Genomic DNA, 20,429 nt, shown 5'->3' with positions numbered 1-20,429 from the left:
AGAGGCGGGCCGGCGCTGGAGGACGTGCTCCTCCTGGCGGTCAGGGCAGTAGTTTCGGCTTCTTCCTCGCCGCCACGTCCTCGACCCAGCCGAACAGGGCGATGGCGATCCAGATCAGCACCCAGCCGATACCGAACATGAACCACTGGCTCTCCAGCGGCAGCCACTTCTCGAAGGCGGGGACCTTCCAGAACTGGTCGATCAGGGGGACGGCCAGGATCAGGGCGATCTCGTGCCAGAGGTAGATGGTCACCGCGCGCGCGTTGAAGATCGTCACCGTGCGGTCGAGCCGGCGGAACCGGGTCAGCCACGCGAAGTCGACGTCGTAGTAGGCCTTGAAGTACAGGAGCAGGGTCACGAAACCCGCCGACCAGAAGGCCTGGGCGAGGGGGATCTCGTCGAGGTCGTAGGTGCCGAACTCCGACCGGTGGGCGAAGGCGAACCAGCCGCCGTACGCCAGGGCCGCCAGCGAGGCCACGACCACCGCGGCAGGCCGCAGCCGCTGGAGCACGCCGTCGCGGTGCGCGAAGCCGAGAAGCCAGCAGAACAGGTACGTCGCCAGGTCCCACAGGGCGCTGCCGAACCGGTTGTCCGGCGCGTCCCAGAAGAAGTTCAGGACCAGGACCGGGGCGAGGGACAGGACGAGAACGGGGACCGGTGCGAGCCGGAAGACCCGCAGCAGCAGCGGGGACAGCAGGACGAACCACAGGTACGTCCGCAGGTACCAGAGGATCTCCCAGGCCTGCTCGCCCCACGCGTTGCCCGGCGGATCACCGAGCGGCACGATCCAGTAGACGATCTGCCGGCCGGGCATCCAGCCGTGGACCAGCATCGCCAGGACCACGAAGACGCCCCAGAACCAGAACGGGGGCAGCAGTCTGCGCAGCCGGCTCTTCACGACCTTCGGCGCGGGCCGCTCCAGCGACTTCGCCATGAGCGTGCCGGCCAGACCGAACATGACCCCCATGGAGGGAAAGACCAGGCCCGCCCAGGCCCAGCCGAAGGTGTGGTACGCGACGACGCGCACCAGGGCGACCGCGCGCAGCGAGTCGAAGTAGCGGTCCCGTACGGCCGGGAGCCCGCGCCTTCGTCCGGCTCGATGCCCGCCCTTCGGCGGGGCGTCGGGAGCGGGTTCCGCAGCCGTGACCGATGGCTGCACCGGCGGCTGCACCGACGGCTGACCCGGCGGCTCCGCCACGGGAACCTGCCCGTGGTGCGCGTACGACTGCTGGGGGTGTCGCCCCTGACCCTGGTGGCCCTCGTACCGGTAGCCGTGCTCGTTCCCGTACGGCTGTTGCTCCCAGCTCATCGGCCCGCTCCCGCCGGGGTGCCGACCTCGCCCGTGCGCTTGAGCTTCTGCCACCGCAGCCGGCCGCCGGTCAGGGCCGTGACGCAGGAGTGGATCAGAACCAGGTACATCATCTGGCGGTAGGCGAGTTGCTGGAGCGGGAGCATCGCGAGGTAGCGGTACTTCTCCCGGTCGAGGCGGAACGCGTAGGCCGCGCAGACGAGTTGCACGGTGAGAACGGCCAGCCAGGCGAGGACCGCGGCGCGGAGGTCCACGAAGATCATCGAGTAGACGGTGAACACGTCGATGAGCGGCGCGAAGACCGGCGTGACGATCTGGAAGAGGACGACCAGCGGCATGCCCACGCGGCCGAAGCGCCCTGAAGGTCCCTTGTCCGTCAGGGACTTACGGTGCTTCCACAGCGCCTGCATGGTGCCGTAGCTCCAGCGGTAGCGCTGCGACCACAGCTGCTTGAGCGAACCGGGCGCCTCCGTCCAGGCCCTGGCGTGCTCCTGGTAGACGACTCGCCAGCCCGCTCGGTGCATGGCGATGGTGATGTCGGTGTCCTCGGCGAGGGTGTCCTCGCTCATCCCGCCGACGCCGAGGACCGCGTCGCGGCGGAACGCGCCGATCGCCCCCGGGATGGTGGGCATGCAGCGCAGCAGGTCGTACATCCTGCGGTCGAGGTTGAAGCCCATCACGTACTCGATGTGCTGCCACGCGCCGATCAGTGTGGTGCGGTTGCCGACCTTGGCGTTGCCCGCGACGGCCCCGATCTCCGGGTCGGCGAAGGGCTGCACGAGCTGGTGCACGGCGTCCGGTTCGAACACGGTGTCCCCGTCCATCATCACGACGATGTCGTGACGGGCGTGGTGGACACCGTTGTTGAGCGCGGCGGGCTTGCCCGCGTTCTCCTGCCGGACGACCCGGACGTTGGGCATGCCGAGCGACTCGGCGATCTCGGACGTGTTGTCGTCGGAGCCGTCGTCGACCACGATGATCTCGATCGGATGGGTGCTCTTCGCCAGCGATCTCAGCGTGTTGGCGATGCACTCCTTCTCGTTGTACGCGGGCACGATCACGCTCACCGGCCGGGTGACCGTCGGCCCCCAGCTGAACCTGCCGGCTCTGCTGCCCTTGCCGCGTCTGCGGTTGCGCTGCCGGTGGTGGCGGCGGGCGAGGACCAGCATCATCCCGAAGCGGCCCATGACGGCGACGCCGACGACGACGAGGAACCACGACAGCGCGGGCACCACCCACTCGGCGACCGCGACGGCGTAGACGAGCGCCCTGCCCTCGTAGAGGGTCGCGCCGGCGGCCTTGTGCTGGGCGGCCTGCGCGGCGCCCTCGCCCCCGATTCCCGCTCCCGCTCCCGCTCCCGCCGAGCCGGGCTGTTGCCCCGCGGCGGCCTGGTTCCGGTTCAGCATGGCCTGGGCGCCGCTGACGGTGGTGAACGTGTAGCCCTTCGCCTTCATCTTCTTGATGTACGTGCCGAGCGCGGTGATCGTCTGCGACCGGTCGCCGCCCGCGTCGTGCATCAGGACGATGGCGCCCTTGTTCTTCTTCGGCGTCGCCCACCGGACGATCTTCGAGACGCCCGGCTTCTTCCAGTCGTCGCTGTCGGTATCGACGAAGACGCTGGTGTAGCCGAGGCTGCCGATCTCCTTGTAGACGGGCCAGCTGTAGTTGTCGACGGCGTCGATCTCCGAGGAGTACGGGGCGCGGAACAGCGTGGTGGTGACGCCGGCCGCACCCGCGAGGGCCAACTGCGTCTGCTTCAGCTCCCGTTGCAGGCGGGCGGCGCTCTGGTAGGAGAGGTCGACGTGGGTGAACGTGTGGATGCCGACCTCGTTGCCCTGTTTCACCAGCGACTTCACCACGCTCGGGTAGCGGGAGATCATCGAGCCGACCATGAAGAAGGTGGCGTCGACGTCGTTCTCCTCCAGGACCTTGAGGACCTGGGGCGTCCAGGTCGCGGTCGGACCGTCGTCGAAGGTGAGCACGATCGTCTTGTCCGGCACGGACTGGGTCTTCGCGGTGCCGCGGTCGAAGGTGAGGATGGGTCCGCCGTCGAGGATCCGGCTGGGGACCTTGTCGTAGGCCGCGCCGTCGCGGACCCGGGCGTCGTTGCCGATCTCGGAGCGCAGATAGCCGTCGAGCAGCATCACGCTGGTGAGGGCCAGCAGGAGCAGCAGGGCGAGGATGACTCGTGGTTTCTGGAACGCCGCGGCCCGTCCGGCGGCCCGCTCCATCCTGGAGGGGGCGCGCCGACGGCCGCGTGCGGGCGTCGTCGTGGTCATGAAGGTGGGTGCGTGCCCGTCAGTTGGCGCCGGTGGAGGCGGTCGCCCCGGCGGTCGAGGTGGGGACGGAGAGGGACGCGGACGCGGCGGAAGCGGCCGAGGGTGCGGCGTCGGTGGCGGCTCCGGTCGGGGCCCCGGCGGGAAGGCCGGCCGGAGCGCCGCTGGGGAGTCCGGTCGGGGCGCCGGTGGGAGCGGTACCGCCCTGGCCCGCCCCGGGTCCCCCGCCGCCCGGAGCGGAGCCGGCCCGGCCGCCGTCGAAGGGGAGCAGGGAGGACGGCGTCAGCGAGGTGCCCCAGCCCATGAAGGCCATGCCGAGCACGACGGCGTAGCCGAGACACCCGGCGCCGACGACGAGGCCGACTCTGCGCAGCAGGCGGGCGCGGCGCCCGGAGTTGTCAACGAACACGGGGCCGTCCACGGCCCCACTGCCGCGTTCGCGGCGGCGGCCGCGCACCGTGGCGCGGTTTTCGATGGCGGACTCGGATTGCATTCCCCCGACATTAGGACGGCTCCTTGTGGCGGAAACTCTGCTTTCCGTGTGAACGGCCCATGAGAGACGGCCCAAGCTGTATTTTCTCTATGAGACCCGGGGTGATGCGGCGGGAATCCACCGCCGTCCCCGCAGCTCAGGCACGCCCGATACAGGAGAAATGCACCATCAATACGCCCGATATGACTTGCTATACACCTCTCTCCATCACTCGCACCCGCCTTCTTCCGCCGCAATACCGATGAATGATCTCCATTCGGAATTACAGTCCGGGTGTGACACATTCCCTATCAGGAAACGACCGTTTGTTTCCGACCTGAGACAGACATCACGAGAGCGGGTGCGTGCGCAATGAGGAGTTTCCTGAAGCCGGCCGCGGGGCTCGCCTGCCTGGTCGCCCTGGCCTGCGCGGGGTGTTCCTCGGGCGGTGTCGGCACCACGGACGCGGCACCCGCGCGGACTCCCGGGACCGGCTCGTCGGCCTCCGCACCCGGGGCCGCGTCAGCGTCGAGCACGTCGTACGCGCCCTATGTGAGCGCCACGACGCCCGGCGCGACGGACGCGGCGGGCTCCCCGACGACGTACAACCTGGCCTTCGTGATCGCGGACGGCAGCGCCTGCACGCCGAAGTGGAACGGGACGTACGCCATCGGCGACGCGGCCGTGACGTCCCGGATCGCCGCGCTCAAGAAGTCCGGTGCGAGCGTTCGGGTCTCCTTCGGCGGCGCGTCCGGCAAGGAGCTGGCCTCGACGTGCGACAGCGCGAGCGAGCTGGCGGACGCCTACGGCAGGGCACTCGACCAAGCCGGTTCGTCCCAGGCCGACTTCGACGTGGAGGGCACCCAACTGACCGATTCCGCCTCGGTCGCCCTGCGCTCCGAGGCCATCGCGCTCCTCCAGAAGGAACGCGGCGATCTGAAGGTCTCGTTCACGCTGCCCGTGATGCCGTCCGGCCTCGACGACGACAGCCTGGCGCTCCTGGAGTCCGCCAACGACCACGCCGTGAAGGTCTCCACCGTCAACATCATGACCATGAACTACGGGAGTTCGTACGCGGACGACATGGGCGACTACGCGATCACATCGGCCGGGGCCGCGCACAAGCAGCTGGAGAAGGTCTTCGGACTGTCGGCGGCGAGCGCCTGGCAGGGGCTCGCGCTCACGTCGATGATCGGTGTCAACGACGTGGACAACGAGACGTTCTCCCTCGACGACGCGGCGCAGGTACGGGAGTTCGCCGAGAAGAAGGAGATCGCCTGGGTGTCGATGTGGTCGACGTTCCGGGACCAGCAGTGCGGGGACGGCGCCGACTCCGACGACGCGGCCACCGACTGCAGTGGCGTGAAGCAGGGTTCGGGGGCCTTCGCGAAGGCGTTCGCGGGCTGAGCCTGCGCCACCTGCCGTGATCAGCGGCTGCGGTACATCAGCCGCCCGCCGATCACGGTCGCCACGCAGGTCCCCGCACCGCGCCGGACCAGTTCGGCGCGGTCCGCGACATCGAACACGGCGAAGCGGGCGGGACCGCCCGGCGTCGGTCCGGGCAGCAGGATCAGCGGGGTCGGGGACAGCGACGCCGGGCCCGCGAGCCGGTCCGGCCGCCGCCCCACCGCGAGACCGGCCCCGCGCACCGCGTCGATCACGGCTCGCGACGTGAGCTCCCCGGCCACCGCCACCGTGCCGTGCGCCAGCAGCCGCTGCACCCCGCGCCGCGCACTCGGTCCGGAGCGTGAGGGATCGGCGCGGAGGATCCGCCGGGCCCGCTCCCCGCCGATGGGCTCGGTGCCGAAGCCTTCGGCCTCGCGCGGGTCCGGGTGGTACATGCCTTCCAGAAGCTCCCGGCCGTACGGGTTCAGCAGTCCCGGCGTCAGGATGCCCGGCCAGCGCCGCACCTTCGCGCTCGGGTGGGCGGCGGCCAGTTCCTTGTACGGGCCGACGGCGGCGACAGTTGCCCCGTCGACCAGGACCGCTGTCTCGGGCGACAGCTCGGCGGCGTGAATGGTCAGCATGCGGGCGTCAGTTGGAGGCCAACAGCTTCAACTCGGGGTGGGCTGTGCCACCGTCGATCGCTGTCGAGGAGATGTGGGACATCACGCGCTCGTCGACCGGGTCGTTCGCCGGGTCGTCGTGGACGACGATGTGCTCGTAGGTCGTGGTCCGCTGCGCGGGGACGCGGCCCGCCTTGCGGATGAGATCGATGATCTCCATGCGGTTGGAGCGGTGCTTCGCGCCGGCGGAGGAGACGACGTTCTCCTCCAGCATGATCGAGCCGAGGTCGTCGGCGCCGTAGTGCAGGGAGAGCTGGCCGACCTCCTTGCCGGTGGTCAGCCAGGAACCCTGGATGTGCGCCACGTTGTCGAGGAACAGGCGGGCGATCGCGATCATCCGCAGGTACTCGAAGAGCGTCGCCTGCGTGCGGCCCTTCAGGTGGTTGTTCTCGGGCTGGTAGGTGTACGGGATGAAGGCGCGGAAGCCGCCCGTCCGGTCCTGTACGTCACGGATCATCCGCAGGTGCTCGATGCGCTCGGCGTTGGTCTCGCCGGTTCCCATCAGCATGGTGGACGTCGACTCGACGCCCAGCCCGTGCGAGATCTCCATGATCTCCAGCCAGCGCTCACCGGACTCCTTGAGCGGGGCGATCGCCTTGCGCGGACGGGCCGGGAGCAGCTCGGCACCGGCGCCGGCGAACGAGTCGAGGCCGGCCGCGTGGATCCGCTGGATGGCCTCCTCGACGCTCACCTTGGAGATGCGGGCCATGTGCTCGACCTCGGACGCGCCGAGGGAGTGGATGACCAGTTCGGGGTAAGCGCCCTTGATCGCGGCGAAGTGCTTCTCGTAGTACTCGACGCCGTAGTCCGGGTGGTGGCCGCCCTGGAACATGATCTGGGTGCCGCCCAGTTCGACGGTCTCCGCGCAGCGGCGCAGGATGTCGTCGAGGTCGCGCGTCCAGCCCTTGGCGGTGTCCTTGGGGGCCGCGTAGAACGCGCAGAACTTGCACGCCGTGACGCACACGTTCGTGTAGTTGATGTTGCGCTCGATGATGTACGTCGCGATGTGCTCCGTGCCCGCGTACCTGCGGCGGCGTACGGCGTCGGCGGCCGCGCCGAGCGCGTGCAGCGGAGCGTCGCGGTAGAGGACGAGTGCCTCTTCCGGCGTGATCCGCCCACCCGCAGCCGCACGGTCGAGGACGGCTGTGACATCAAAAGACGTAAGGTCGGCCTTCTCGGTCACCGGGAGCGTCCCTTTCGTAAGGGTTGTGGACAGACCAAGCCAGCCTACGCCAGCTCCCCGGGCCGCCCGACGTCAGGCCGCGCACGCCCGGGCCGACCGGTCGCCGGGCCAGGAACACCCCGCCCGGACGGCACCCGCCCCGGCCCAGCGGCCTCAGGCCGCGTACGCCCCGACCAGGAGCCCCGCATAGGCGCCCGCGATCAGGAACGGGCCGAACGGGATCGACGTCTTGCGGCCCGCCCGCCGCACGATCACCAGGCCCAGCCCGTACAGCCCGCCGAACAGGAACCCGGCGAACGTCCCGAGGAACACCGCGCTCCACCCGTACCAGCCGAGGACGGCGCCGAGGCCCAGGGCCAGCTTCACGTCCCCGAAGCCCATGCCGTTCGGGTTGATGAGGAAGAGGACGAAGTATCCGCCGCCGAGCGCGAGCGCGCCGAACAGCGTCGTCGGCCACTCCCCCGCGTGCTCGGGCAGGGCCGCGGCCACCCCGAGCAGGGCGAGCGCCGCCGCCGCGAACGGCAGGGTCAGCGGGTCGGGCAGCCGCTGCACCCGGAAGTCGACCACCGCGAGCAGCACACCGAGCGGGGCGAGCAGCAGCCAGGCGGCCAGCTCGGGCCGGACGCCGGTCGCGAGGGCGAGCCCGGCGCACAGGAGGGCGGTGGTGAGGGAGACGAGGAGGGTGCGGGGCCCGTAGGGGGCGCCCTGCGACCGCGCGAGCCCGAGCCAGCCGCGTGCCGGGCCGGTGATCGTCCGGCCGTCGGGAGAGCTGTCCCGCCACGGTTCGCCCGGGTCGACGGCGAAGCGGTAGGCGGGCCGCGGCACGAGCAGGCCGGCCGCCGCGCCCCACAGAGTGGCGGCGACGGCCGTCCAGAGATCGAGATCCACGCGTTCCCCCAGGAAGAGTCGGTACGGCGACTGCGGGCGTCCCCGTCACTCCGGGTCCGGTGACCGCCGCGCCCTGCGGGGCTGCCTCCGGCTGGTTCCGGTTGGTCTCCGGCTCGTGTCGGGCCGCCTCCGGCCGGCGTCGGGCGCCTGTACGACGGGTACGACGGGCTCCCCCGTCCGTCCGGAGACGGTACGTCGGTCGCCGGGCCCGGCGGTCTGCGGTGTGCCTCCTGCCGGGTCCCGTGGCGAACCCGGCGTGGGCCCGGCCCGGGTGCCGGCGGGGCTGGGGCGGATCACCCCACGGCTGCCCCGTCCGTCCGCCACGCGGGGAGCAGCTCGTCCAGGAGTGCCTCGGTGCGGGGCGGCAGGCCGCGCGCGCCACTGCGGGTGACCAGGTCGGCGGCGAGCCCCTTCAACCGGTCGGTGTCGCCGGTGGCGTGGGTCGCGCGCAGCAGCTCGTTCCACAGGCGCTCGTCGCGCGGCGCCGAGTTCATCGAGGCGTTCAGTGCCTCGATCGCCTTCTCCGCACGGTCCTTCTCCAGGTGGAACGCGGACAGCGCGAGTCCGATGTCCGCTACGAGCAGCGGCAGTTGGGCGTCGATGATCTCGTGGGTGAGCCAGCCGTAGCGGCCCTGGGGGCGGTCGGCGAGCAGCGGGCCGCGGACGAGGACGAGGGCGTCGGTGAGCAACCGGCCGCGCACGACCCGGCTGTTGACCCCCTTGCCCTGGGTGGCCTCGTGATAGAGGGAGCGCAGCACGTCGAGGTCGGAGACGACGGTCTTGGCGAGCGTGAGCCGCCCGGCCTCGTCGGTGCCGAGGCGGGCCGTGCCGTCGGGGTCGGCGCCGAGCCAGTCGCGCAGCCGCTCGACGAGGGCGTCGCGCACGTCGTCGGTGACACCGCGCGGCCACAGCGCGGCGGACAGCACGCGCGGGTGCACACCCTCGCGGTGCAGCAGGAGCAGCGCGAGGGCCTCGTGCAGCAGAGGGCTGCGTTCGCCGTCGGGCGTCTCCAGGCCGATGATCTCGTACGAGCCGACGAGCCGCGCGTAGACGGCGGGCCGCCCCTGTTCGCTGATGTCGACGAGGAACGGCGGGGTGGTCGTCGGCCCGTCGGGGTCGCGCTCCGGGTCGGCCTCGACGAACAGTTCCACGACCGCCCGCTGCTGTGCCACCGGCAGGAGCTGCGCGTCGAGTTCGAGGCCCAGCAGCGGCGCGAGCAGTTTGCCCTCGCTGGTGATCTCCATCTCCCAGGCGGCGCCCGGCAGATCACCGCTCTCCGTGCCCACGAGGTAGCCGATGCCCAACCGTCCTGCGTCGGCGGCGAGTTCGGCGAGCGTGACGGCGTCCTCGGCGGAGGGCTCGGTGGCGAGGAGGACGAGGTGTGGGGCCCAACGGGTGTGCTGGGCGGGTCCGGTGCGGCCGGTGAGGACGGAGTCGTGACCGGCGGCCCCGAGGGCGCCGCGGCGCTGGCGGGTCTCCGCCTCCATGGTCTCGACGAGTGCCTCGACGTCGTCGAGGTGGCGCAGGCGGTTGGGTGCGAGCGGGGTGAGGTCCTCGCCGAAACCGACGAGGGTGATCGTCATGCGGTCGGACCAGCCGTTGGTGGCCAGCTCGGCCGCCACGGAGGCGAACACCCCCGCGCGGTCGGCCGCGCTGCCGCTCAGGGAGACGATGCCGGGCACGGCCTCCAGGTTGAGGAGCAGCCGCGAGTCGTCCATGGTGCCGAGGCTGACGAGGCCCGGGTACGGAGCGGCCGTGTCGACCTCCTCGTACTGCTCGGCATCCGCGCGGGCCAGCATCCAGAACGTCTGGTCCTGTCCGAGCTGCCATGGCGTGGGCGGCTTGCCGGCGGGCTGGGCGAGCTGGAGGTGCAGGTCGCCGTTGCCGCCGAGCCAGGCCGCGTAGACGGTGGGCAGCGGGCGGGACTCGGCGGCGAGGGCCGTCGCGAGTCCGCGCAGCGAGAGGTCGAGCAGGCGGACGCCCTCGGGGTCGGCGCCGACGAGCAGTGCGTCCTGGGCGTCCGCGGCGGAGCCGGTGGGAACCGGCGGCTCCATGCCGCGCCGCCCGCCGACCGCGCCGAGCGCGGACTGCCACAGGGCCTGGCGGCGGCGGCGTCCGAGGGCGCCGAGGAGGCCGGCGGCGAGGAGGGGCGCGCCGACGAGGGCCTCCGGCAGCCCGAAGGTGAACCCGCTGCCCTCGGAACCCTGCGAGGCCTGCGCGGCTTCGGCGGGGGCGGGTTCGCGCCGCTCCTCGCCGCCGGCCGCGTGCTCGCCGGCGGGCCGCTGCTGGGGTACGTGGATGTGCGCGGTGTCCCGGTCGCCCTGCTCGTTCTGCCGGTTGGCGGAGCCGCCCCGCTGCTGGTCGCCGGTCTTGGCGTAGTCGTGGATCTGCTGCTGGACCTGCTGGGAGACCTCGGGCGTCGCGTCGGGCATCTCGACGAGTTCGCCGCCGTGGGCGTCGCCGGGCATCTCCAGGATCCAGCCGGGCCGGATGAGGCTGGCCTCGGACAGCTTCGAACCGTCGGGCTGCGTACGGTCCTTGTTGAGCTGGTAGATCTCCTTGTACCGGCGCCCGTCGCCGAGGTGGCGCTGCGCGACTTCCCAGAGCGAGTCGTGGTGCCGGCCCTCGGGGGGCTGGATCCGGTAGTACTTCGTGTCGCCGTCCTCGGTGGCACCGGCGCCGTCCGCGTGAGCCGCCGCGTCGGCGGCGTCGGCGGCCTGCTCGGCGACCGCGGCGGCGGCGTGGGAGGCGGCCTGCTCCTGCTGCTGCCCGAACAGTCCGGGGGTCTGCTGCGCGGCGGCCACGGAACCGTGCTGGTTGCCCTCCAGGCTCTGGCCGAGCTGCGAGAGGCCCGGCGTGAAGCTGGCGGCGGCCGCGCTGACGAGGAGCAGCGCGGCGACGAGCTGGCGGGCCAGCAACTGGCTGGCGCCGGCGCCCGGTACCCGGTTGGGCATCCCGACGCCCGACAGCGCGGCCTTCACCTCGACGAGCACGCAGGCGGTGAACTGCGCCCACGCGAACCACACGATGACCGTCAGCACGTTGATGAACGTGCTGACGGAGATCTCCCGCTGCAGCCACTCCATCTGGGGCGCTCCGTGCGGCAGTGGCCACCCCACGCTGACGGCGAGCGCGCCGGGCACACCGACGAGGAGCACCAGCAGGGCGACGAACGCCCCGAGCGCCTTCACGAAGTCCCCGAACGTCCTGCGACGCCGGGGCAGGGGCTGCGGCGTCCGATTCCTCGGACTCGGCGAGGTGCCCGTCGAGCTGGAAGTGGTGCGTCGCGCCATGGCGGGTGTCCCGGGGTCGTGTGAGGAGGGGGTGAGGTCGGGGGGTGAACCGAGCCTACTGAGATCTTAAGGAGGGTGTCGAAGCTCGGGCAGGGGGCAGCACGAAGGAGCCGCCCGATACACCACGACCCGCCCGGTAAGCCCGAGTTGCACCTCCCGCACACCCTTCACCCGTCACGGGACCTTCACACCCCGGCCACCGCCACGATCAGCCCCCCGTACCAGGTGAAGCAGGACGACATGATCCGACTGATCGCACCGCTACTGGAGGAAGTCGACGGCGACGCGTCCTCTATCTCCAGTCCGAGGAGATCCGACTGGTCCGCGAGGACGGGACGCCCACAGCGGCCGGCCCTCGACGTGTCACTCCACCGAAGGGAGACCCACTCCATGGAGTCGGATCGATCGGTCCCCAGGATGAGATCCGTCGGCCCGACTCCCCCGGACACCGCATGCCGATCACGTAATCTGAGCGCCCGACCGGGCCCGCCTGCGCGCGCGTTGAGAGAGGCATGCCATGGCACTGAGGCATGACGTGACCGCGCGGCAGACGCGTCTGGCGGTCGAGCTGCGGAGGTTGCGCGAGACAGCGGGCCTCACCTCGCGGGAGGCGGCCATCCTGCTCGGGGTGAACCCCGCGCAGATCAGCCAGATCGAGGCAGGCCTCGCCGGGGTGAGCGAGAAGCGGCTGCGCCGGCTCACGGCCCAGTACGCCTGCACGGACGAGGCGTTCACCGACGCCTTGGCCGCCATGGCGACGGAGCGGATCCGGGGCTGGTGGGAGCAGTACCGCGGGCTGCTGCCCACGCCGTTCCTCGACCTCGCCGAGCTGGAGCACCACGCCACGTTCCTCCGCGAGGTGCAGTTCCTGTACGTCCCCGGCCCGCTCCAGACGGAGGACTACGCACGGGCCGTCTTCGCCTACCGGGTCCCGGAACTCTCGTGCGAGGACGTCGAGTTGCGCGTGCGGCACCGTATGCACCGCCGGGTGATCCTCGAAGGACCGGCCCCGACACCCTACGACGGTGTGGTCCACGAGGCGGCCCTGCGCATCCTGGTCGGCGAGCGCGCCACCTCCCGGGCCCAGTTGACGCATCTCCTCGAACTCTCCGAGGCGCACCACATCACCCTGCGCGTGATCCCCTTCGACCTGGAGGGATTCGCCGGCGCCACCAGCGCCATGACGTACGCCGGGGGCCGCGTACCGAAGCTGGACACGGTCGTACGCGACGCACCTCAGGGCGCGGCCTTCATCGACTCGGAAGCCCAACTCGACGCCTATCGAACGCTCTTCCGTAAAGTGGAGGCTGTTTCGCTGGGCGCCAAGCGGTCCCGCGACTTCATCCACAGGTTGGCGAAGGAGCTGTGAGGCACCGATGAACACCCCTTACAACTGGCGGAAGTCGTCCTTCTCCGGCCCGGGCGACGGCGACTCCTGCGTCGAACTCGCCTCCACGCCGAGCACCCTCCACCTCCGCGAGTCCGACGACCCCACCACGATCCTCACCACCACCCCGACTCCGCTCGGCCACCTCCTGGAAGCGATACGCACGGGAACCGTCACGGCGCCGGGCGCGTAACAACCCCTCTACGAAGCCCCGACCGGCGTTCCAGCCGAAACGATCAGCGCGATACGTTCCTGCGTACGTCCTGATCCAGAGATCGCAGGTGCTACGGGGGAACACGTGTCGAACAGGCCGGCGGACTGGCACATACTCGACCTGGACCGCGACCCGACACCGGGCGACCCGCAGCGCGTGCGCAAACTCGCAGGTTCTCTCCACGACTTCGCCGACGACGTGTCGGACATCCTCCGGGACATCAAGGGTCTGGCCAACGACGACGCGGTCCTGAAGTGGGCCGGCAAGACGGCGGACTCGTTCGCGTCGGAGTTCGAGGACGTTCCCGGCGAGCTGAAGAAGCTCAAGAAGTCCTACACGCTCGCGGGCGACGCGCTGGCGTCGTACTGGCCCGACCTGGACGACGCTCAGGAGAAGGCGGACAAGGCGCTGCGCGACGGCCGCAAGGCCCGGGACGAACTCGCCACCGCCCAGCACGCGCTGACCGGCGCCGACGACTGGGTACGGACGGCTACGGCCGAGGCCGACTCGTACGACCCGGGCAAGGGCCAGGGCAAGGACGTTCCGCCACCGGACGAGGCCGACGTCCGACGCGCCACACGTAACGCCCAGCACGCCAAGGAACAGCAGACCGCCGCCCAGAAGAACGTCGACGACGCGAAGGGCCTGCTGGACGCGGCGAAGAAGCTCGCCGCCCACGCCAAGGGACTGCGCGAGGACGCCGCGCGCCGCACGGTGAAGAAGCTCCACGACGCCTCGGACGCCGGTATACACAACCGGCATTGGTGGGAGGAGCCCATCGACTGGGTCTCCGACCACTGGGACGAGATCGTCACGGTGTGCAAGTGGGTCGTGACGATCGTCGGCATCATCGTGATGATCGTGGGCGGCCCGCTCGGCTGGCTCGTCTTCGCGGCGGCCCTGGTCGTCCTGGCCGACACCGTGAGAAAAATGCTCAACGGCCAGGCCGGCTGGGGCGATCTCATCTTCGCGGTCCTCGACTGCATCCCGGCGACCAAGGGTTTCACCAGCCTCGCCAAGATGGGCAAACTCTGGAAGGCGGGCGGGCTGCGCGCACTGGGTGGCGGCGCGCTGAAGGGAATCGGCGGTGGTCTGAAAAACCTGGCGAACAGCGCCCGGAACCTCGGAGGCTCCGCACGCAATGTGTTCCGTGGATTCGATGGGTCCTGGCTCGGCAGGGTATCGGCCCGCGGATCCGGTAGCCCGCTGCCATCACCCGCAGAAATAAAGGACGCACTTCGCAACCTCAATCCCCAGCTCTCCAAGAAGAGCTACACCTCTGAACAGGGCCACTACTACGCAACGCGCGTATTTCAGGGTGGCAGGACCGATGAGACGGTTCTCGCGGGCCACGGATTTCTCGAGGACGGCGCCGGAAGCTTCACCGTCCCGGAAGGGAGCAGCCTCTCATTCTACGTGGACCACGGCGAGCGGCTGCCCGGCCTGGACGGCCTCGCCGTGGAGGCCGGCGTGTATCCCGGCAGCGCCCTCCACACCGCACATGCGGGCGACGTCATACCCAACTACACGCTCGCGGCGCCCGCACCGTCGATGGCAGGGAACTTCAGCGTCTTCGAGAATTCCACAACTGTTGTGGAACGAACGCGAATTGGCGACCTGCTGCAACCGGGTATGGGGAATGTACACTGGGCTGCATGCCGTGAAATCCTCTGAGAGAGAGACGCTCGATGGAGTACACCCACAGCGAAGGCCCTTGGGTCGAGACCGCCGTGAAGCTGGTGATTCGGAAGTCGGACCTGGATGTCGATCTCGTTTCCCGAGCGATCGCCTTGAATCCGACGACGGTTCAGCTTCCGGGAATTGACCCCCTGAATCCGGGATCGATTCGGGACGGCCTGTGGATCGTCCAGGTTCACGGCAGAATGCCGGGGGGAATCAGCGATCAGCTCGGTACCTTGCTGAGCGAAGTGGAACCCCATTCGCCCGCGCTCTCTCAACTGGCTGCCCAAGGGTACGAGATCCACATCGACATCTCCGGGTTCGTCGGCCGCGGGGCCACTTTCACCTTGCCCGCCGATATCGTCCGGAGATCCGCGGCCCTCGGCGTGCCCGTGACCATCTCGACCAGCGTCAGCGATCGGTGAGGCCTCCCGTGGAACCGTTCACCTCCTGGGGTGCGCCTCAGGCCGCCCTGCTCATCACCGGCCGGGACCTGATCCCCCGAGAGATCACCGAGGAACTGGGCCTCACACCGACCTTCTCCCGCGAGGCGACAGCCAATGCCTCGTTCCGACCTGGAGAGGGCTGCTGGGCAATCTCGATCACTGCTGAAGCCGATCAAGGCTTCGACACTCCTGTCGAGAAGCTCATCGAGTCGATCTCGCCCGCCCTTGGGGCGATTCGGAAAGTGCACCGGCGTGGATACGCTGTGCAGCTCGACCTCAGCGGTCATGTGCGAAAGGGGTCCCGGGCCCGCCTCTCGCCCCAGGCGTTGAACAGTCTCGCCCGGCTGGAGCTGCCGGTTTCCCTGACGACGGACGCGGATCCACCCACACGCTCCGAGGACCTCCTGGACTGGCTGCCCGCTCCTGATGGTTCGCACCGAGCCACGTGAAAGGACTCATCGCATGACCACCACAGCCGACACCCCGCCGGTCGGCGTCTCCCTGTCCGTTCCGGAGTCATGGTGGGAGTTCGACATCCGCCCTGAAGGCAGGGACGCGACCATACGGGCACTCGTGAACGATCGGGTCCGGGAGACGCCGGAGCTCGCCCCGTACCGGTCCGACCTGGCCACCATGCTGCGCAGGATGGCCAAGGACGCGCACGACTCCGGCGCGGTGTACATGGGCTGCATGGCGGAGAACTTCGACGGTGTCCCCCTCTCGGCGACGATCACCGTGTCCGTCGTGGGGGCCAAGAGCAAGCAGGGCACGGCCCTGTCCACCGACCCCCGGGCCATCGCGGACAGCCTGCGCACCATCACGCCCCGACGTGAGGACGACGCCTGGCGCACGGTGACCACCGTCGAGATCCCTGAAATCGGGCTCACGGCACGGACGTTCGGCGTCGAGGACGTACCCGTCTCGCAGGGAGACACCCGTACGCTTCGTATGGTGCTGACCCAGACGTACATCCCGGTCCCGGGAACCACCGGCCAGGTCGTTCTCGTCTCCGGGGCCAGTCCCGTGCTGGACCTGGCCGAGGCGTTCCACGACATCTTCGACGCGGTGACCAGCACTTTCCGTTTCGTGTGACCGTAGGTCCGAGTTCCAGGAGGGGGAACCGACATGGGTGGCGGCAAGAGTGACCTCGCGCTCCCGTTGAGCGAGCTGGAGGACTACGGCGGCCGGCTGCGGGACATCAAGAAGCGGCTGAACCACACCAAGAAGCTGTTCGAGTCCTACAAGGACGACCTCGGTGACGACACCGTCTACGACGCCCTGGACGACTTCGAGTCGGGCTGGGAGGACGGCCGGGAGGACATCGGCCAGGCCCTCGACGCGCTCGCCGAGATGTCCGACGCCGTGGTCCGCGAGTTCCGCAAGCTCGACGACAAGCTGGCGAAGGACGTGAAGGACGGGGTGAAGACGGAGGACGGGGGCCAGAAGGGCGGGGGCGGCAAGTAGCCGTAGCCGTCGGGCGGGTGATTCCTGCCGAGCCCTCCGCACCCCCACGGCCGCGCCGCCTCAGCCCGCCTCCTCCCCGCCTCGGTCTGACCCGTTCTCCGCCTCAGCCCACCTCGTTCTCCGCCACCGCGCGTCCGTGCACTGTCACGTCGCCGCCGTAGAACAGGCCCGTGAACACCGGCGAATAGGTCAACTGGACCTCGACCTCGACCTGTTCGGCGTCGGCGGCCACGCAGTGGGTGGAACCGATGTCCCGGCCGGACATGCCCATCTCGCGGGCGAACGCCTTCACGCGGGCGTCGCAGTTCTGGGAGTTGATCGGGGCGGGGCCGTTCTGGTTGTCGTAGAGCGACTCGAGGTCGATGTCCTGGGCGGCGTAGCGGGCGGCCTGTTCGGCGATGTCGGCGGCGCGTTCCCGCTTCGAGATGGACATGCCGCCGTCGATGACGAACGCGGACAGGGACAGGAAGAGGAGCGCGAAGATGATGACCGCGCCGGCTCCCGAGCCCCGGTCGTCCAGGCGGACCCTGCGTGCCGCTGCCCAGGCGCGGGCCCGTGGGCCCACGCGTGCGGCGGAGTTCAGCCTCATGCCGTCCTCCGGAACGGGTCGAGGGGCGAGCTGAAGCTGGACTTCAGGGTGGTCGGGACGTCGAGGCCGATCATCGCGAGACCCCGTACCTCGCAGCTCACCTCGACGGAGAAGAGCGTGTCCGGCTCGAACCCCGCGCTGGTCTGCGTCACCGTGACAGGCCCCGAGCAGATGTCCCCGAGATCGGCCTCGGCCGCCTTGCGTGCCTCGGCCATCGCGGTCCCGTGGTCCTTCTGGATCGAGCCCGCCCGTGCGGCGTCCCGGGCCGCTCCGTCCAACGCGCCGCGTCCGTCGACCAGTTGCCCGAAGGCCACCAGCACCAGGATGAACAGGATCATCACGGGAGCGAGGATCACCACCTCGATGGTGGACAGGCCCCGGTCGCAGCGACCGCCGGACATCCGGGCGCGGAGAGTGGTGGGCCAGGGCTTCGGTACCGTCACGGGCCCTCATCCTTCACGAACCGCTCCACCGGGCCCGACGACTGCGCGTGCACCGTCAGGTCCAGGCCGGGGAAGACCGTCGGGATCTTCGCCGTGACCTCGACGCCCACGGTGTCGGGGTCGGGCTGAAGCATCCGCACGTCCGGGGACAGAACCAACTGCGGTCCGAGCTGGCGGATGTAGCTGTCCACCACGTCCCGCGCGTCGCCGCGCCACGCCCCGGGCTGCGCGTCCGCCGTCGCGCGGGCCTTGCGGGCACCCGCCTGTGCGGCCGCCTGCGCCACATGGTCCGCGAAGAAGTACAGCGCGAACTGCACCGTCGCGAAGATCATGAAGAAGAGCACCGGAGTGAGCAGCACGAACTCGATCGCGGTCATGCCGGAGTCGCCGCGGGCGGAGGTTGCCTCCACCCTGCGGCGCACCCAACGACGTACCCCTTGACGTGCTCGCACTCGAATCCCCGTCTACGTCGCGTTCAGCAGGTCTTGCCCGCGTCGGCACCCTTGATGCAGTCGCCGACCTTGTTGGCACCGTCGCTCAGCGCGGCGTTGATGATCGCGGCGACCACGCCGACGATCGCCACGACGACGGCGGAGATGATGACCCACTCGACCGCGGACGCACCCCGGTCGAGTTCGCCGGAGCGGGCACGCTGCACCCGGCCCTGGAGGAAGGTGATCAGGAAGTCCACCCCCGGGATGCCGGTGTTGAAGTTCCGTCCATTCATGGTGAGTTGTCCTCTCGGAGTTGTATCGGTGGTCGGCTTGCGACGTGGTGGGACGCTCTGCGGTACCGCGGACGTTCGGACGTTCGCCGTTCAGACCTGGAACACGCGCATCGCCGCCGGGAAGATCAGGAAGACCAGGAAGCCCGCACACAGCAGGAGTTGGGCCACGAGCATCGACTGGGACTTCTCGCCCGCGCTGCCCTCGATCTCGGAGAGTTCGCGGTGCCGCATCGTCTCGGCGCGCGAGGCGAGCGACTCGCGCACCTTGGCGCCGTCGTCCGCGACCAGGGCCAGCGAGGCGGACAGGTCCTTCAGCTCCTCGACGCCGAGCTCCTCACCGAGCGAACCGAGCGCCTGCCACTGGCTGATGCCGGTGATCCGGGCGTCGGCGAGCGCGTTGCGGATGCGCTGCGTGGCCCAGCCGTCGGAGATCTCGGCGGCGGCCATCAGCGCCTCGGGCAGACCCCGGCCGCCGGCCAGGCTCATCGACACGAGGTCCAGGTACGCGCCGATGACGCGCCGCAGGTCGCGCCGCCTGTCCACCGCGTCCCGCCGTACCTCCAGGTCCGGCAGGAAGAAGAAGACGAGTGCGAAGAGCAGCGCCAGCCAGACCGGGATGATCGGGCTCCTGCCGAAGCCCAGCGTCCACACGACCGCGAACAGCAGCGGCCCGAAGAACACACCGGCCGCGGCCAGCAGGACCTTCGTCGCGAGGAACCTCTCCCAGCTCCGGTCCAGGACGGCCAGGTCGGCGCGCAGCGAGCGCTGCTCCCAGCCCTGCTGGAGGTAGAAGTCGGCGACACGCGTGCCCACTTGGGCGCGCAGCCCGGAGAGCCGTCCGGTGTCCTGTTGCCCGTGGTGCGCGGACTCGTACGCGGCCCCGCGGGCCCGCATCGCGTCGATGCGCGCGACCTGGGCGACAGCGCTGCGCCGCGACGGCATGAGGGCACGGACCAGGGCGTAGACGCCCAGCCCGAGCACGGCACCGATCACGATCGGCATGGTCAGGTTCATCGGCGTACCGCCTCATCCCCAGGAACCGGCGTACGGGGGCGTACGAACTGCACGGACGCTTCGTCTCGTACCAGGAACCGCTCGGGCGTCTCGATGGTGGACAGCTTGCGCAGCCACCAGAAGCCGAGGGCGAACAGGCCGCAGACGCAGGCGAGTACGAGCTGGCCCACCGCGGTGCCGTACGGCTCGACGAAGTCACGGTTGAAGATCGACAGTCCGAGGACGAAGGCGATGGACACCGCGACGACGATCTGCACGGAGCGCCGCGTCGAGGCGCGCTGGGCCATCACGCGCTGACGCATGTCGACCTCCTCACGCGCGGACTTGGCGAGCGCGCCGAGCACCTGCCGCAGTCCCGGGCCGCGCAGCTTCGCGTTGAGGATGAGCGCGGCGACGATGATGTCCGCGGACGCGTCGTCGATCTCGTCGGCGAGCTGCTGGAGCGCCTCGGGCAGCGGGGTGCGCGAACGCAGCCGGTCGACCAGGGCGTCGAGGTGCGGGCGCAGGACGGGGGCGGAGGCGCGTGCCGAGGCGGGGATGGCCTGTTCCAGGCCGACCGCGCCCGCGATGGTGTCGCGCAGCGACTCGGTCCAGGAGGCGAGCGCCTCCACGCGGCGCATCGCGGACCGTTCCTCCGAGGCGCCGCCGAAGAGCTTGTCCCAGAAGAAGACGAGGATGCCGGCGGCGATTCCGGCGACGGCCCAGCGGGTGAGGAGCAGGACGACGAGTCCGGCGATCGCCGCGATCGATCCGCGCCGACCGGCGAACCGGAACAGTTCGTTGGCCCGTTCGGCCGCCTTCTGCTTCTCGTGCTCCGGCTTGGCCGGAAGTCCGCGGACGGCGACGGCGAACAGTGCGAGTCCGCCGCCGACGGCCACTCCGCAGCCGAGCGCGTACAGCATCGTCGTGGAGAACAGGCCGCCCATGGAGCCGAGCGAGTCGAGCGACGCGAGCGACGTCATGTCCGTGCTCCCGGTC

At 70.2% G+C, this 20,429-nt stretch carries 21 protein-coding genes; 8 read left to right on the top strand and 13 right to left on the bottom strand.

What is annotated here, in order from left to right; all coding sequences use genetic code 11:
• Window positions 1–40: 40 nt before the first annotated feature.
• From ACIRQH_RS36005 to ACIRQH_RS35995, 3 genes are read right to left on the bottom strand one after another with little or no spacing between them, the layout of a single operon-like run.
• A complete protein-coding gene (locus tag ACIRQH_RS36005) occupies window positions 41–1,309 on the bottom strand; it encodes an acyltransferase (protein WP_404229237.1) in 1,269 nt (422 codons plus the stop codon).
• Window positions 1,306–3,588: a bifunctional polysaccharide deacetylase/glycosyltransferase family 2 protein gene (locus tag ACIRQH_RS36000; RefSeq protein ID WP_388874766.1), complete on the bottom strand. Its 2,283-nt coding sequence runs from the start codon at window positions 3,586–3,588 to the stop codon at window positions 1,306–1,308. The genes ACIRQH_RS36005 and ACIRQH_RS36000 overlap by 4 nt, the downstream gene beginning before the upstream one ends.
• 19 nt (window positions 3,589–3,607) lie before the next feature.
• Window positions 3,608–4,078 carry a hypothetical protein gene (locus ACIRQH_RS35995; protein ID WP_358818389.1) on the bottom strand — a complete coding sequence of 157 codons (471 nt, stop codon included), beginning with the start codon at window positions 4,076–4,078 and terminating at the stop codon, window positions 3,608–3,610.
• Window positions 4,079–4,429: 351 nt separating this feature from the next.
• Between ACIRQH_RS35995 and ACIRQH_RS35990 the strand changes: the two genes are divergently transcribed.
• Window positions 4,430–5,464 (top strand): chitinase, encoded by a 1,035-nt coding sequence (locus tag ACIRQH_RS35990; RefSeq protein ID WP_388874763.1) that lies wholly within the window; start codon window positions 4,430–4,432, stop codon window positions 5,462–5,464.
• 20 nt (window positions 5,465–5,484) lie between these two features.
• Here ACIRQH_RS35990 and ACIRQH_RS35985 read toward each other — a convergent pair whose 3' ends face one another.
• The 4 genes from ACIRQH_RS35985 to ACIRQH_RS35970 form a co-directional block, all read right to left on the bottom strand.
• Complete coding sequence (locus tag ACIRQH_RS35985; RefSeq protein WP_388874760.1) at window positions 5,485–6,084, bottom strand: imidazolonepropionase-like domain-containing protein; 600 nt, start codon at window positions 6,082–6,084, stop codon at window positions 5,485–5,487.
• A gap of 7 nt (window positions 6,085–6,091) precedes the next feature.
• Window positions 6,092–7,306, bottom strand: coding sequence for a cyclic dehypoxanthinyl futalosine synthase (gene mqnC, locus ACIRQH_RS35980; protein ID WP_358818386.1), 1,215 nt, complete (start codon window positions 7,304–7,306; stop codon window positions 6,092–6,094).
• A 153-nt stretch (window positions 7,307–7,459) separates the two neighbouring features.
• A complete protein-coding gene (locus ACIRQH_RS35975) occupies window positions 7,460–8,194 on the bottom strand; it encodes a prepilin peptidase (RefSeq protein ID WP_404229232.1) in 735 nt (244 codons plus the stop codon).
• Window positions 8,195–8,487: 293 nt separating this feature from the next.
• On the bottom strand, window positions 8,488–11,487 hold the full coding sequence (locus ACIRQH_RS35970) for a BTAD domain-containing putative transcriptional regulator (RefSeq protein ID WP_404229230.1): 3,000 nt from the start codon (window positions 11,485–11,487) through the stop codon (window positions 8,488–8,490).
• 517 nt (window positions 11,488–12,004) lie between these two features.
• On the opposite strand from ACIRQH_RS35970, the gene ACIRQH_RS35965 reads away from it, so the two are divergent.
• The 7 genes from ACIRQH_RS35965 to ACIRQH_RS35935 all read left to right on the top strand — a co-directional run bounded on the left by ACIRQH_RS35965 (window position 12,005) and on the right by ACIRQH_RS35935 (window position 16,678).
• Window positions 12,005–12,856, top strand: a complete 852-nt coding sequence (locus ACIRQH_RS35965; RefSeq protein WP_404229227.1) for a helix-turn-helix domain-containing protein — start codon at window positions 12,005–12,007, stop codon at window positions 12,854–12,856.
• A gap of 7 nt (window positions 12,857–12,863) precedes the next feature.
• A complete protein-coding gene (locus ACIRQH_RS35960; RefSeq protein ID WP_388874747.1) occupies window positions 12,864–13,067 on the top strand; it encodes a DUF397 domain-containing protein in 204 nt (67 codons plus the stop codon).
• 105 nt (window positions 13,068–13,172) lie between these two features.
• The gene (locus ACIRQH_RS35955; RefSeq protein ID WP_388874744.1) at window positions 13,173–14,762 is read left to right on the top strand and encodes a putative adhesin; all 1,590 of its coding nucleotides are present in this window, start codon (window positions 13,173–13,175) and stop codon (window positions 14,760–14,762) included.
• Window positions 14,763–14,776: 14 nt separating this feature from the next.
• Window positions 14,777–15,193 carry a DUF4279 domain-containing protein gene (locus ACIRQH_RS35950; protein ID WP_358818380.1) on the top strand — a complete coding sequence of 139 codons (417 nt, stop codon included), beginning with the start codon at window positions 14,777–14,779 and terminating at the stop codon, window positions 15,191–15,193.
• Window positions 15,194–15,201: 8 nt separating this feature from the next.
• Window positions 15,202–15,663, top strand: a complete 462-nt coding sequence (locus ACIRQH_RS35945; RefSeq protein ID WP_388874741.1) for a DUF4279 domain-containing protein — start codon at window positions 15,202–15,204, stop codon at window positions 15,661–15,663.
• Between the two features lie 13 nt (window positions 15,664–15,676).
• Window positions 15,677–16,306 (top strand): hypothetical protein, encoded by a 630-nt coding sequence (locus ACIRQH_RS35940; protein WP_388874739.1) that lies wholly within the window; start codon window positions 15,677–15,679, stop codon window positions 16,304–16,306.
• A 33-nt stretch (window positions 16,307–16,339) separates the two neighbouring features.
• Window positions 16,340–16,678, top strand: coding sequence for a hypothetical protein (locus tag ACIRQH_RS35935; protein ID WP_355878149.1), 339 nt, complete (start codon window positions 16,340–16,342; stop codon window positions 16,676–16,678).
• 103 nt (window positions 16,679–16,781) lie between these two features.
• Here the strand turns inward: ACIRQH_RS35935 and ACIRQH_RS35930 are convergent, their stop codons facing one another.
• The 6 genes from ACIRQH_RS35930 to ACIRQH_RS35905 all read right to left on the bottom strand — a co-directional run bounded on the left by ACIRQH_RS35930 (window position 16,782) and on the right by ACIRQH_RS35905 (window position 20,377).
• Complete coding sequence (locus ACIRQH_RS35930) at window positions 16,782–17,267, bottom strand: Tad domain-containing protein (protein WP_388874734.1); 486 nt, start codon at window positions 17,265–17,267, stop codon at window positions 16,782–16,784.
• Window positions 17,264–17,668: a TadE/TadG family type IV pilus assembly protein gene (locus tag ACIRQH_RS35925; protein ID WP_358818401.1), complete on the bottom strand. Its 405-nt coding sequence runs from the start codon at window positions 17,666–17,668 to the stop codon at window positions 17,264–17,266. The genes ACIRQH_RS35930 and ACIRQH_RS35925 overlap by 4 nt, the downstream gene beginning before the upstream one ends.
• Before the next feature lie 38 nt (window positions 17,669–17,706).
• The gene (locus ACIRQH_RS35920) at window positions 17,707–18,087 is read right to left on the bottom strand and encodes a TadE family protein (RefSeq protein ID WP_358818400.1); all 381 of its coding nucleotides are present in this window, start codon (window positions 18,085–18,087) and stop codon (window positions 17,707–17,709) included.
• A 98-nt stretch (window positions 18,088–18,185) separates the two neighbouring features.
• Window positions 18,186–18,437: a hypothetical protein gene (locus ACIRQH_RS35915; protein ID WP_081218765.1), complete on the bottom strand. Its 252-nt coding sequence runs from the start codon at window positions 18,435–18,437 to the stop codon at window positions 18,186–18,188.
• A 90-nt stretch (window positions 18,438–18,527) separates the two neighbouring features.
• Window positions 18,528–19,451: a type II secretion system F family protein gene (locus ACIRQH_RS35910; protein WP_358818376.1), complete on the bottom strand. Its 924-nt coding sequence runs from the start codon at window positions 19,449–19,451 to the stop codon at window positions 18,528–18,530.
• On the bottom strand, window positions 19,448–20,377 hold the full coding sequence (locus tag ACIRQH_RS35905; RefSeq protein WP_388874845.1) for a type II secretion system F family protein: 930 nt from the start codon (window positions 20,375–20,377) through the stop codon (window positions 19,448–19,450). The genes ACIRQH_RS35910 and ACIRQH_RS35905 overlap by 4 nt, the downstream gene beginning before the upstream one ends.
• Between the last annotated feature and the right edge of the window lie 52 nt (window positions 20,378–20,429).

It is taken from the genome of Streptomyces sp. NPDC102279 (assembly GCF_044766365.1).
Lineage (GTDB): Bacteria > Actinomycetota > Actinomycetes > Streptomycetales > Streptomycetaceae > Streptomyces.
The sequence above is the reverse complement of the archived record's forward strand: the minus strand, read 5'-3'. Positions and strand labels throughout refer to the sequence as shown.